General features: G+C 60.1%; 13 protein-coding genes. 10 read left to right on the top strand and 3 right to left on the bottom strand.

The annotated features are described in order from the left end of the window. Positions 1-141 precede the first annotated feature (141 nt). From rhaM to rhaS, 6 genes are all read left to right on the top strand, one after another. On the top strand, positions 142-456 hold the full coding sequence (gene rhaM, locus ACSOSP_RS32485) for an L-rhamnose mutarotase (RefSeq protein ID WP_455314768.1): 315 nt from the start codon (positions 142-144) through the stop codon (positions 454-456). Positions 457-494: 38 nt separating this feature from the next. Further along, positions 495-1,385: an amidohydrolase family protein gene (locus ACSOSP_RS32480; protein ID WP_455314767.1), complete on the top strand. Its 891-nt coding sequence runs from the start codon at positions 495-497 to the stop codon at positions 1,383-1,385. Between the two features lie 10 nt (positions 1,386-1,395). After that, positions 1,396-2,919, top strand: coding sequence for a sugar ABC transporter ATP-binding protein (locus tag ACSOSP_RS32475; RefSeq protein ID WP_455314766.1), 1,524 nt, complete (start codon positions 1,396-1,398; stop codon positions 2,917-2,919). Beyond that, positions 2,919-3,959 (top strand): ABC transporter permease, encoded by a 1,041-nt coding sequence (locus ACSOSP_RS32470; RefSeq protein WP_455315397.1) that lies wholly within the window; start codon positions 2,919-2,921, stop codon positions 3,957-3,959. The genes ACSOSP_RS32475 and ACSOSP_RS32470 overlap by 1 nt, the downstream gene beginning before the upstream one ends. Then, the gene (locus ACSOSP_RS32465; protein WP_455314765.1) at positions 3,952-4,956 is read left to right on the top strand and encodes an ABC transporter permease; all 1,005 of its coding nucleotides are present in this window, start codon (positions 3,952-3,954) and stop codon (positions 4,954-4,956) included. Before ACSOSP_RS32470 ends, ACSOSP_RS32465 begins: the two co-directional genes overlap by 8 nt. An 80-nt stretch (positions 4,957-5,036) precedes the next feature. Next, on the top strand, positions 5,037-6,062 hold the full coding sequence (rhaS, locus tag ACSOSP_RS32460; RefSeq protein ID WP_455314764.1) for a rhamnose ABC transporter substrate-binding protein: 1,026 nt from the start codon (positions 5,037-5,039) through the stop codon (positions 6,060-6,062). 112 nt (positions 6,063-6,174) lie between these two features. On the opposite strand, the gene ACSOSP_RS32455 is transcribed toward rhaS, so the two are convergent. Further along, positions 6,175-6,567: a RidA family protein gene (locus ACSOSP_RS32455; protein ID WP_455314763.1), complete on the bottom strand. Its 393-nt coding sequence runs from the start codon at positions 6,565-6,567 to the stop codon at positions 6,175-6,177. 338 nt (positions 6,568-6,905) lie between these two features. Beyond that, on the bottom strand, positions 6,906-7,508 hold the full coding sequence (locus tag ACSOSP_RS32450; RefSeq protein WP_158934667.1) for a helix-turn-helix domain-containing protein: 603 nt from the start codon (positions 7,506-7,508) through the stop codon (positions 6,906-6,908). Positions 7,509-7,731: 223 nt separating this feature from the next. Between ACSOSP_RS32450 and glnT the strand changes: the two genes are divergently transcribed. Genes glnT through ACSOSP_RS32430 form a run of 4 tightly spaced genes read left to right on the top strand, consistent with a single transcriptional unit; the run spans position 7,732 to position 12,114 of the window. Next, entirely contained in the window at positions 7,732-9,132 is a 1,401-nt protein-coding gene (gene glnT / locus ACSOSP_RS32445) for a type III glutamate--ammonia ligase (RefSeq protein WP_455314762.1), read from the top strand. Between the two features lie 11 nt (positions 9,133-9,143). Continuing rightward, entirely contained in the window at positions 9,144-10,052 is a 909-nt protein-coding gene (locus tag ACSOSP_RS32440) for an amidophosphoribosyltransferase (RefSeq protein ID WP_455314761.1), read from the top strand. Beyond that, positions 10,040-10,729: a GltB/FmdC/FwdC-like GXGXG domain-containing protein gene (locus ACSOSP_RS32435; protein ID WP_455314760.1), complete on the top strand. Its 690-nt coding sequence runs from the start codon at positions 10,040-10,042 to the stop codon at positions 10,727-10,729. The genes ACSOSP_RS32440 and ACSOSP_RS32435 overlap by 13 nt, the downstream gene beginning before the upstream one ends. A 26-nt stretch (positions 10,730-10,755) precedes the next feature. Continuing rightward, positions 10,756-12,114, top strand: coding sequence for an FMN-binding glutamate synthase family protein (locus ACSOSP_RS32430; protein WP_455314759.1), 1,359 nt, complete (start codon positions 10,756-10,758; stop codon positions 12,112-12,114). Between the two features lie 9 nt (positions 12,115-12,123). Here the strand turns inward: ACSOSP_RS32430 and ACSOSP_RS32425 are convergent, their stop codons facing one another. Then, complete coding sequence (locus ACSOSP_RS32425) at positions 12,124-13,029, bottom strand: LysR family transcriptional regulator (RefSeq protein ID WP_455314758.1); 906 nt, start codon at positions 13,027-13,029, stop codon at positions 12,124-12,126. Between the last annotated feature and the right edge of the window lie 127 nt (positions 13,030-13,156).

Raw genomic sequence — 13,156 nt, 5'->3', positions numbered from 1 at the left:
CCTCGTGCGTCCATTGTGCGATTCGGTTTTGCGATCGGCTGATCCTGACTTCGGATTGTCATGTTATCAGTCGGCGAATTATAGTCGTAACGCATAAGCCGGGATTCAACCGGTTTCAACACCTATAAAAGGCAAGCCGCAATGGAGACGATTGCGTTCAGGATGACCCTCAAACCGGGCCAACGCGATGAATACGAGCGGCGTCATCGCGACATATGGCCCGAGCTGGCCGAGGCGTTACGTCACGCCGGAATCCGCGACTACTGGATTTTCCTCGACGAAACCACGGGGCACCTCTTTGCCACGCTCAAGCGTGAGCGCGATCACACGATGGACGCGTTGCCCGATCTGCCCATCATGCGCAAATGGTGGGACAGCATGGCCGACCTGATGGAAACCAACCCCGACCGCTCGCCGGTGCAAACCGCGCTCGCGCCGGTCTTCCATCTACCCTGACGCGTTTGCTTTAGCCTTTGCGGCACGAGGACATATCCATGCAGGTTGTCGATCCGCACATTCACCTTTGGGATTTGAAGACGCATCACTATCCGTGGCTGGCGAACCCGGGTAAGTCGTTCGTCGGCGACGCACGCGAGCTGAAGCATGACTACCTGATCGGTGATTTGCTGCGCGATGCCGGTCCGCTCCAGGTGCTCAAGCTCGTACACGTGGACGCCAATCACGATCCCGCCGATCCGGTGGAAGAAACGCGCTGGCTGCAGCAGGTTGCCGACAACGAAGGCCACGGGTTGCCGAACGCGATCGTGGCGGGCGCGGATTTATCGGCGGATAACGCGCAGGAAGTGCTCGAAGGGCACGCCGCATTCGCCAATACGCGCGGCATTCGGCAGATACTCAACGTGCACGCGAATCCACTCTATGACTACGTGGGCCGGCACTACATGCGTGAACCGCAATGGCGCAAGAACTTCGCCTTGCTCAAGCGCTATTCGATGTCGTTCGACCTGCAGCTCTACCCGTCGCAGATGAAGGAAGCGGCTGAGCTTGCACAGGAACATCCTGACACGCAGTTCATCGTGAATCATGCCGGCATGTTCGTCGATCGGTCTTCAGTGGAGGGGTTTCGTGCATGGCGTGACGGCTTGCGTGCGTTGGCCGCATGTCCGAATGTGGCGGTGAAGATCAGCGGGCTCGCCATGTTCGATCATCAATGGAGCATCGAAAGTTTTCGGCCGTATGTGCTCGAGACCATCGATACGTTTGGTTGCGAGCGCGCGATGTTTGCATCGAACTTTCCAGTGGACCGCTTGTTCGCCACGTATGAAGGATTGTGGAACGCGTATGCGTCGATCGTGAAAGACCTGAGAGACATAGAAAAAGAAGCTCTTTTCAAAAGCAACGCAGAACGTATCTATCGCATCTGAAGGAGACAGTATGGGCAATAACAATCCGCCTCGGCTTGAGCTAAGGCACGCGAGCAAGTCGTTTGGCCGCGTGCGTGCGCTCGGCGACGGCAGCCTCGCGTTGTGGCCGGGTGAAGTGCATGCGTTGCTCGGCGAGAACGGCGCGGGCAAGTCGACGCTAGTCAAGCTGCTTGCCGGCGTGTATCAGCCGGACTCGGGCGAATTGCTGGTGGACGGACAGGCACGTACGTTTGCGAATCCCGCTGAGGCGCGTGACGCGGGTCTCGCCGTGATCTATCAGGAACCTACGTTGTTTGCGGATCTTTCCATCGCGGAAAACATCTACATGGGGCGTCAGCCGCGCGACCGGCTCGGCCGGATTCGCTATGACGAAATGAATCGCGAAGTGGATGCGCTGTTGCAATCGCTTGGCGTCAACTTGCGCGCGGAACGCCTGGTGCGCGGTTTGTCCATCGCGGATCAGCAAGTGGTTGAAATTGCGAAAGCGCTTTCGCTGAACGCGAATGTGCTCATCATGGACGAGCCGACTGCGGCGTTGTCGTTGACTGAAGTGGAACGTCTGTTCTCGATCGTGCGCGCATTGCGTGAACGCGATGCCGCCATTCTTTTCATCACGCACCGGCTGGACGAAGTGTTCGCGCTGACGCAGCGCCTCACCATCATGCGCGACGGCCTGAAGGTCTTCGACGGCATGACCGCCGACATGACCATCGACTCAATCGTCAGCAAGATGGTCGGACGCGACCTTGATACCTTCTATCCGAAAGCCGATGTTGCGCCCGGCGAGGTCCGTCTGTCAGTGCGTAATTTGACGCGCGATGGTGTGTTCAAGAACGTCTCGTTCGAAGTTCGCGCAGGCGAGATCGTGGCGCTCGCGGGGCTGGTTGGCGCAGGGCGCAGCGAAGTGGCGCGCGCGATCTTCGGCATCGACGCGGTCGATGGAGGAGAAGTGCATATCTCGGGCAAACCCTTGCAACTGGGCCGGCCGCAAGCGGCAGTGCGCGCAGGGCTCGCGCTGGTGCCCGAGGACCGCCGTGCGCAAGGTCTGGCGCTGGAGCTGAGCATTGCGCGCAACGCGTCGTTGACGGTGCTGGGACGTCTGGTCAAACATGGGTTGATCTCGTCACGCAGCGAGAATTCGCTCGCCGCCGACTGGGGCAAACGCCTGCGGCTCAAAGCGAGCGATCTGGACGCGCCCGTAGGTACGCTGTCGGGCGGCAACCAGCAAAAAGTCGTACTCGGAAAGTGGCTGGCGACAGGTCCCAAAGTGCTGATCATCGATGAACCGACCCGTGGTATCGACGTAGGCGCCAAGGCGGAGGTGTATCGAACGCTCGCCGAACTCGTGCGTGAAGGCATGGCAGTCCTGATGATTTCAAGCGAGCTGCCCGAAGTGCTCGGCATGGCCGATCGCATTCTTGTCATGCACGAAGGGCGCATCAGCGCCGACATCGCCCGCGCCGATGCAAACGAAGAACGCGTGATGAGCGCCGCACTCGGCGCATCGCCATCCATGTTGGGGAAGGCGGCATGATGACACGACATTCTCCCGCCATGCCCGCTGTGCACGAGCCCAAATCCAAACGCCGCAACCTGCTGGCGGACCTCGTTCGCAGCCGCGAGGCGACCTTATTTGTCGTCCTGATCGCGCTGATCGCGGCCACCGCCGCGGTGAAACCCGAGTTCCTGAACCTGCAGAATCTGCGCGACGTCCTGCTCAATGTATCGATCATCGGCTTGCTCACGGCGGGCATGACGGTGGTGATGCTGATGCGGCATATCGATCTGTCGGTAGCGTCCGTTGTCGGTGTCAGCGCGTATTCGGTCGGCAGTCTCTTCGTGATGTTTCCGCACATGCCGATCGCGGTGGCGATGCTCGCCGGCATAACCATCGGCCTGGCGATTGGTGCGGTGAACGGCACGCTGATCACGTTCGGGCGCGTGCCTTCGTTAGTGGCGACTTTGTCGACGCTGTATATCGTTCGCGGCGCCGATTACGCCTGGGTCCATGGCGGCCAGATCAATGCGACCAGCCTTCCCGATGCGTTCTCGCGCATCGCCACGGGTTCACTGCTTGGCTTGCCGAACCTGGTGCTGATAGCAGTAGTCGTGCTGTTCGCGATCGGCGTTTATCTGAAGCAATATCGCGGCGGGCGTGAGCATTACGCGATCGGGTCGAATCCCGAAGCCGCACGGCTTGCAGGTATTCGCGTAGAGCGTCGCGTGATGATCGGCTTCCTGTTGTCCGGCGCGATTGCGGGCCTCGCGGGCGTGCTGTGGCTGGCGCGTTTCGGTACGGTGGAGGCGAGCACCGCGAAGGGCATCGAACTACAGGTGGTGGCAGCCGCCGTGGTGGGCAGCGTGGCGATCACGGGCGGCGTGGGCACCATCCTTGGCGCGACGCTTGGCGCGCTCGTGCTTGGCGTGATCAACATTGCGCTGGTGGTGTTGCGCGTATCGCCGTTCTGGCAGCAGGCCATTCAGGGAGCGCTGATCGTTGCGGCGATCACGCTCGACACACTGCTGGCGCGCTCGGTCGCGCGCCGCATGATGAGGAAACGCGATCATGGCTAAACCCGATTCCGCACTTGCTTTGACCAAGCGTCGGCATCTCTCGTGGGAAACCATGCTGGTGGTGGTGCTCGTGCTGGGACTGATTCTCGGACGCGTGTTGTCGCCCGTGTTCCTCTCGAGCGCCAACCTCTCGAACATGCTGGCCGACTTCACCGAGATCGCGCTGATCGCCTTGCCGATGACGCTGATCATCGTCGCGGCTGAAATCGATTTGTCGGTGGCGTCGGTGCTCGGCGCGTCGAGTGCGCTGATGGGCGTGCTCTGGCACATGGGCCTGCCCATGCCGCTCGTGATTGCGATCGTGCTGGTTGCCGGAACGCTTGCGGGCCTGTTCAACGGGCTCGTGATCGTGCGCTTCAATCTCCCCTCGCTTGCTGTCACCATCGGCACCCTGGCTCTGTTTCGCGGCCTGGCGTACGTGCTGCTCGGCGACCAGGCTGTCGCAGATTTTCCCGCGTCCTATACGGCGTTCGGAATGGATACGATTGCCGCCTTCCTGCCCATGCCGTTTGTCCTTGTCGTCATTGGGGCGGTCGTTTTCACGGTGCTGCTGCAAGCGACACCGTTCGGACGCAGCCTCTACGCGATCGGTGCGAATCCGGTTGCCGCGCAGTTTTCCGGCATCGGCGTGGCGCGCACGAAACTCAAGCTCTTCATGCTGTCTGGCGCGATGAGCGCGCTCGCGGGCGTGGTCTATACGTTGCGCTTCACGAGCGCTCGCGGAGATAACGGCGAGGGGTTCGAGTTGTCGGTGATCGCAGCGGTGCTGTTCGGGGGCGTGAGCATCTTCGGTGGACGCGGGTCAATGATCGGCGTGCTGCTGTCGTTGCTGATCATCGGCGTGTTGCGCAACGCGTTGACGCTCTCGGATGTATCGAGCGAGACGCTGACCATTGTTACCGGTGGCTTGTTGTTGTCGTCAGTGCTGATTCCGAATCTTGTTGCACGTTGGCGTGTCATGCGTGAAAAACGCATGATGACGCAGACGCTTTCATGAAGCTTGGCTTTTTAAAACCAGCGTGAAGACTCCGGCCATTCATTGAACCGGAGCAGCGCGCGACATCAGGAGACACAAGCATGTTCAAACCCTTCAAGTCCATTCGCGGTCCGGCGCTATGCGCCGCGCTGATCGCGGTGTCCGCGGCGGCCATGATTCCGGCCGGCGCGAGTGCCGCGGATCTGAAAAAAGACCTGAAAATAGCGTTCCTGCCCAAGCAGATCAACAACCCCTACGAGGTGATTGCCGACGACGGCGGCCTGGCGGCAATCAAGGAGATGGGCGGTCAGGGCAAGGTGGTGGGGCCGTCGGATGCGGGCGCATCGTCACAGGTCCAGTACATCAACACGCTGATCACGCAACGCCAGGATGCAATCGTGATTGCCGCGAACGATGCCAATGCAGTCGTGCCATACCTGAAGAAAGCGATGGCGCAGGGCGTGAAGGTCGTGACCTTCGACTCGGATACCGCACCCGATGGCCGCCAGATCTTCGTCAATCAGGCGAACTCGGAAGGCATCGGCCGGGGGCAGGTGCAGTTGATGTCGAAGCTGATTGGCGGCGAGGGTGAGTTCGCGATCCTCTCGGCTACTCCAAACGCCACGAACCAGAACACCTGGATCAAGTGGATGGAGGAGGAGCTGAAGAAGCCGGAATATTCGAAGATGAAGCTGGTGAAGATCGCTTACGGTAACGACGACGACCAGAAATCGTTCGTCGAAACGCAGGGCTTGTTGCAAGCGTATCCGAACCTGAAGGGCATCATCTCCCCGACGACCGTGGGTATTGCGGCGGCGGCGCGTTATATCTCGACATCGCCGGCCAAGGGCAAGGTCGAGGTGACCGGGCTGGGCACGCCGAACCAGATGCGCGCGTTCATCAAGAACGGCACCGTGAAGGCGTTCCAGTTGTGGGATCCGGGTCAACTCGGCTACCTCGCGGCGTACGCGGCAGCTAACCTCGCTTCAGGCACGATCACGGGCAAGGAAGGCGACAGCTTCGACGCAGGCAAGCTGGGCAAGCGCACTGTGGGCAAGAGCGGCGAAGTCGTGCTTGGACCGCCGACCACGTTTGACTCTTCAAATATCGACAACTTCAATTTCTAGGGCGAAGTCGGCTGAAGAATCAAAGTGTTGTAGCGAAGGACAGCGTAGTTGAAGGCCGGTGCCCAATCCTGGATTGGGCACCGGCTTTTTTTCGCACTGTTGAACCAGGTATTCAAACGGCTGCGATGCAATCGATCTCGATGTCGAACTTCCCCGCCCATGCGGGAACGCAGACGAAGATTCGAGCTGGCGGGTCGTGGGGAAAGTAGCGTTCGTAGACGGCATTGATGGCCGCAAACTTCTCGACCGACGTGCAATACACATTGCACTTCAAAACGTTATCCAGCGACGACCCCGCTGTCTCGAGGCAAAGCTTCATTTGTTCGAGAACAATTTCGGCCTGACGCTCGACCGGCGCGTTGACGACCTCGCCCGTTTCAGGATCGAACGGAGGAAGGCCCGAGAGATACAACATATCGCCATGTCGCGTCATGACAGAGGCCGGCGCTTTCCAACTTTCCAGATACGACGAAAGCGGCTCGACGCGGATGATTTGCCTTTTCATTTGGAACGCTCCTGTGGTGGGGGCCGGAATGAAAGCAGATTAACCCCGACCAGGCGAACAACGTTTCAGCCCGTAATGAAACGAGCATTACGGGCAGAGCGTGTTGAGCCAATTTGCATAAGCGCTGGTAATGGACTTCATAAGGGGGCCACCCGGTGGCGTGCGTCGATGCACCAGACAAGGCACGCATCGCACCGCGTTAAGGCGGGCGCGCGTCCCGCACTGCCATCCAGAAGACATCCAATGCTTGCCGGATGGTTTCCTATCATGAACTTTTAGTTCTCAAAGGGAAACTTGGCACGATCGTTGCATTGCTATGCCGAGGAGTGTTCGAGCCTTCATTCCGCTGCGGCCGGCGGGTACAGGATGATCGACAGAAATTGAATCGGCATCTTGATGAGTTTCTCCGGACCGTGGGGAACATCGCCCTGGAACGTGAGGGTGTCGCCCGGATGGAGGACATAGGTTTGCTGGCCGTGCCGGTATTCAATCACGCCTTTCAGCATGTGGATGAACTCGGTGCCGGGATGCTCGAAGATCGGAAATCTTTCCGCTTCGTCATCCATCGTGATGAGAAACGGTTCGAAGATTTTCCTGGGGCCCTGGTCGTAGGCAAGCAGATGGTAGGTATGGCCGCGTTTCGTTCCCTTGCGGACCACTTCCATGCCGGCCCCTTTTTTGACGAACTGGGCGCCGCCGTCGGGAGTGTCGTAATTGCGAAACAGGGCCGACATTGATACGCCGAGAGCCTGGGCGATCCGGTTGAGAACATCGAGTCCGGTCGACGTCTGGGCATTTTCGATCTTCGAGAGCATGCCGCGACTGATGCCGGCCTGTTCGCAAACCTGGGCAATGGTCAAGCCATGGCGCTGGCGAAGTTCGCGAATGGTCGCGCCAAGGTAATGCTCAAGCGGATTCTTGCGGTCATCCTCGGTTTGCATCGCACGCCTCATGAGAAAACGGCAGGTTAGCAGATCAGTAGGGGCAGGGTTGCGTCAGATGTTTCATGGCATGAATTATTGTTGCATATCAATAAATTCATGCACATACTGCGAACTTGCTTGGCAGATTGCCGGGACGGGTGATTTTCGAGCGGGTCGTAGTCGGGCCATGCAAAAAGGGCATGGCTTTTTCAACCAACGATAGACGATGCAAGGAGTCACGATGAACCTGAACGATGGCGGCAACGCGCCCGTCGCGGAGCTTGGCACCGAGCTTGGCCACGTCCCGCGCTTTGAATCCGCGCAGGATGCGCAAAGCTGGCTCGTGCAACAAGGCGTGAAATACGTGCTGGCGCAGTTCGTCGATATTCACGGCGTGGCCAAGGCCAAGTCGGTGCCGGTTGCACACCTCAACAGCATCCTCACCGCGGGCGCCGGGTTCGCGGGTTTCGCGATCTGGGGCGTGGGCATCGAGCCGAACGGCCCGGACTTCATGGCGGTCGGCGATCTCTCTACCCTCACCACCGTGCCCTGGCAAAGCGGTACGGCGCGCATTGTCTGCGAGGGCCATGTCAAGGGCGAACCCTGGGCTTATGACGCGCGCGTGACGCTTAAAAAGCAGATAACCCGCCTGACAGATCGCGGATGGACCTTGTTTACAGGGCTTGAACCGGAGTTCTCCCTGCTCAAGCGGTCGGTGACGGGGGTTATCGAACCATGCGATGCAAGCGATACGCTCGCCAAACCCTGCTACGACTACAAGGGTTTGTCGCGTACCCGGGCGTTCCTGGAAAAGCTCACCGAGTCGATGCGCGCGGCGGGAATCGATGTCTATCAGATCGATCACGAGGACGCGAACGGTCAGTTCGAGATCAACTATACGTACACGGATTGCCTGACCTCCTGCGATCACTATGTGTTCTTCAAGATGGCGGCCTCCGAGATCGCGAACGAGATGGGCCTGATCTGCTCGTTCATGCCGAAGCCATTCGCGAACCGGCCGGGCAACGGCATGCATATGCACATGTCGATTGGCGACGGCGTGAGTAATCTTTTTTCAGACAAAAGCGATTCGTCGGGTATGGGCCTGTCGAAACTTGCCTATCAATTTACGGCCGGTTTGCTGGCCCACGCGCCGGCGCTCACGGCGCTGTGTAACCCGACCGTGAACTCATACAAGCGGCTGGTGGTTGGCCGTTCGCTGACGGGCGCAACCTGGGCGCCCGCATACATCAGCTATGGCGACAACAACCGCTCGACCATGGTGCGCGTGCCGGGCGAACGCATTGAACTACGCCTGCCCGATGGCGCGTGCAATCCGTATCTGGCGACGGCCGCAGTCATTGCAGCGGGTCTGGACGGCGTGGACCGCGAGCTGTCGCCCGGCGCACCGGCGAATGAAAACCTCTACGAGTGGTCGCCGGCGAAGCTGCGCGAGCATGGCATCGGCGTATTGCCGCAGAACCTCGAGCACGCGCTGGATGCACTCGAAAGCGACCGGCTGATCTGCGACGCGCTCGGTCCTGTCGCCGATGAATTCCTCAAGCTCAAGCGGATGGAATGGCTCGAATACATGCGGCATGTATCGGATTGGGAAATGAAAAGTTATCTGGAATTTTTCTGAGGAGAAGCACGATGTGCGGAATCGTAGGTTTGCTGGTGAAAACACCGGCACTGCGCGAGCAGCTTGGGGCATTGATGGTGCCAATGCTGATCGGCATGACCGAGCGCGGCCCGGACTCGGCCGGCCTGGCGGTGTTCAGCCAGCCGCTGGACGCGGCCAAGCGAAAACTCAGCCTGTATTCGGGGTTCACGCCCGAGGGCGACCGGTTCGACTGGAGCGGACTTGCCACCGTATTGAACGGCGTCATGAACGTGGATGCTGAAGTGGACGCGCAAGGCAATCACGCGGTCCTGACTTTGCGCGGTGATCCGGAGGCCGTGAAGGCGTGGTTGCGCGCAACGTTTCCGAAGGTGTACCTGCTCTCCACGGGACGTTCGATCGATCTATACAAGGACATTGGTACGCCCGCGCAGGTTGCGGCGCGTTATGACTTCGCGAACCTGAAGGGCTCGCATCTTGTGGGCCATACACGCATGGCCACCGAGTCGGCGGTGACACCCGATCGCGCGCATCCGTTCACGGCCGGCGAAGATTTTTGCCTGGTGCATAACGGCTCGCTGTCGAATCCCTATGGCGTGCGCCGCATGCTCGAACCGCAGGGCATTCACTTCGATACCGACAACGACACCGAAGCCGCGTGCCGTTTCCTCGAATGGCGGCTGCGCGAAGGCGATGAGTTGCCGGTCGCGCTGCAAAAGGGCTTCGAGGAGCTCGACGGTTTCTACACCTTCCTGATGGGGACATCGACGGAACTGGCCTTGATTCGTGATCCCTTTGCCTGCAAGCCGGCGGTCGTGGCCGAGACCGATGACTACGTCGCGATTGCATCGGAATTCCGGTCGCTCGCGCACTTGCCCGATATCAAGCATGCCAAAGTGTTTGAACCTGCACCCGAGGAGATGTATGTATGGAAAGCGTGATCTTTGACCTGGAGAGTGCGACTGTCCGCGAGGTCAACCAGTTTCTTCATGGCGCGCCCGAGACGCTCGAAGGGCTGCAGGTGACGGTCGCGTCGCCCAACGGTGCGCACAATCTGGCGGTCGGCGTGGATGCCTCGGTGCAGGTGCTGATCGACGGACACGCCGGCTACTACGCAGGCGGAATGAACAAACACGCGACGATTATCGTGGACGGCAGCGCAGGCACGGGCGTCGCGGAAAACATGATGAGCGGCAAGGTCCACGTGAAGGGTTTCGCGTCGAATGGCGCGGGGGCATCGGCGCATGGCGGCCTGCTCGTGATCGACGGCGACGCCGGCCTGCGTTGCGGAATCTCACTTAAAGGCGGCGACATTGTGGTCGGCGGCTCGGTCGGCAGCTTCTCGGCGTTCATGGCGCAGGCGGGCCGCATGGTGATCTGCGGCGACGCGGGTGATGCGCTGGGTGACTCGCTTTATGAAGCCGTGCTGTATGTACGTGGCTCGGTGAAGTCGCTAGGCGCCGACGCGCAGTACGAAGAGATGACCGACGCCGATGTCTCGGCCGTTCGCGATCTGCTGAAAGCCGCGGGACTGAATCACGATCCGATATCGTTCAAACGCATTGCATCGGCGCGCACCCTCTACCACTGGAACGCCGACGCGAACCAGGAATATTGACATTCCGTTCTTCAGAGAAGGTCCCCATGGAAGCCAAACCGGTTCATTTCGCCCGGCTGCAGCAAGAAGAGTCAGCAGGTTATGACCGCAGCACGATCGACTATATCCACACCGCGGCACAGCGCGGCCTCTACGAGATTCGCGGCCTTGGCGCGAAACGTAAAGTCCCGCACTTCGATGACCTGCTGTTTCTCGGCGCATCGCTTTCGCGTTATCCGCTCGAAGGCTATCGCGAGAAATGCGCGACAAGGACGGTGCTTGGAACGCGCTTTGCAAAGAAACCTGTCGTGCTGGATATCCCGATCACCATTGCAGGGATGAGTTTCGGCGCGCTCTCGGCTAACGTGAAAGAAGCGCTCGGGCAGGCTGCGACCGCGATGGGCACATCGACCACGACCGGCGATGGCGGCATGACGCAGGAAGAGCGCCGCTCGTCCAAGACGCTGGTCTATCAGTGCTTGCCATCGCGCTATGGCTGGAATCCCGACGACGTACGCCGCGCCGATGCGATTGAAGTGGTGATCGGGCAGGGCGCGAAGCCGGGCGGCGGCGGCATGCTGCTCGGGCAGAAGGTCAACCCGCGCGTGGCGGCCATGCGTACGCTCCCGGCCGGTATCGACCAGCGTTCGGCTAGCCGTCATCCTGACTGGACCGGTCCCGATGACCTCGCGATCAAGATCCAGGAACTGCGTGAGATCACGGATTGGGAAAAGCCGATCTACGTGAAGGTGGGCGCAACGCGCACGTTCAACGACGTGAAGCTTGCCGTCCATGCAGGCGCCGATGTGGTCGTGATCGACGGCATGCAAGGGGGCACGGCCGCGACCCAGACGTGCTTTATAGAGAACGTCGGCATTCCGACATTGGCGGCCGTCCGTCAGGCGGTGGACGCGCTTGAAGATCTCAACATGAAGGGGCAAGTGCAGTTGATCGTGTCGGGCGGGATTCGCACGGGCGCGGACATTGCAAAGGCGCTGGCAATGGGCGCGGACGCCGTGGCGATCGGGCAAGGCATGTTGATGGCGCTCGGCTGCAACAGCGATACGTATTTCCAGCACGGTGGCTTGCATTCGGCGGCGGCGGACTATGCGGCGCTGGGTACATCGGCGGGTTTTTGCCATCACTGCCACACAGGAAAATGCCCGGTCGGCGTCACGACCCAGGACACGTTGCTTGAACAGCGCGTGCAGCCGGAAGAAGGCTCACGCCGGGTGCGCAATTATCTTAAGACGCTGAACATGGAGCTGACGACAATCGCTCGGGCTTGCGGCAAGCAGAATGTCCATCATCTCGAGCCTGAGGATCTGGTTGCGTTGACGGTTGAAGCAGCGGCCATGGCGCGAGTGCCATTGGCCGGCACTTCATGGATTCCGGGTTTGACGTGAACCGCAACATCAGTCGAGACACGAAGGATCTTGAATCGCTGCGATCAGCAGTTCAAGAAACGCGTTCACGGCCTTGGGTAACGTACGCCCCGCCATGGTCTGAACCTGAAGTGTCCGCTGATGCAACTCGGGATTGCTGATGGCCACAGCCGCCAGATTGTCGACCTTGAGGCGGCTGCGCGCGGTCAGGTGACCGACCAGCGTGAACGCCTTCGTTCGCTGCACGAAGGTCTGCAGCGCGCTGCCATAGTTGCTGACGAACACGGCCTCGAAGGTGAGGCCTTCAAGGCTGCAGGCAATATCGAATAATTGTCTGACGGTTATGCCCTCTTCATAGGTCGCCAGCGGCCATGACTTCAGGTCGGCAAGCGAGACGGATTTGCGCCGCGCTAACGGATGGTCTTGCGCGACCAGCGCGAAGATCGGCGCACGCTGTGCGTAATGCACGTTGACGTCCTTTTCCGGCGCGATGCTGAAGCACACGGCAACGTCCGCGGTGCCGTCGCGTACCTGCTGCGTGGCGTGCGTCGGCGTATCCACATCGAGTTGGAAATGCGTGGCCGGCCACGTCTTCAGGAAGTGTACGAAGACCTGCGGCAAGAAATCCCGGGCAACCCCTTCGGAACTCGACACGCGGATCGTGGCGCGCCGATCCGTCGTCAGGCCGCGAATCTCCTCGGTCACCCGATCTTGCTCCATCAGGCTGCGATGCGCATGCGCGGCCAGCAGCCGGCCCGCCTCGCTCAGCACCATGCCTCGCGGCCGCCGCTCAAATAGCGGCACGCCCATCTCGTCCTCCAGCTTGGCAATCTGCCGGCTCAGTGCCGATACGGCGACGAACAGCCGCTCGGACGCTTTGCTTAGCGACCCGCTTCGGGCGACTTCCAGGAAATACCGCAGTGCGGTGGTTTGCATGATGCATGCCTCAAGAAGCTTTGGGAGCTTTGCCGTTTCGGCAACGGAATCTGCCAAATATTGTCATTGTCCATAAATATCGGCGGTATCAAGATCGGGTCATCGCTTTCCCTGACGAGAAGACCCA

This window comes from Caballeronia sp. KNU42, from assembly GCF_053760385.1.
The sequence above is the reverse complement of the archived record's forward strand: the minus strand, read 5'-3'. Positions and strand labels throughout refer to the sequence as shown.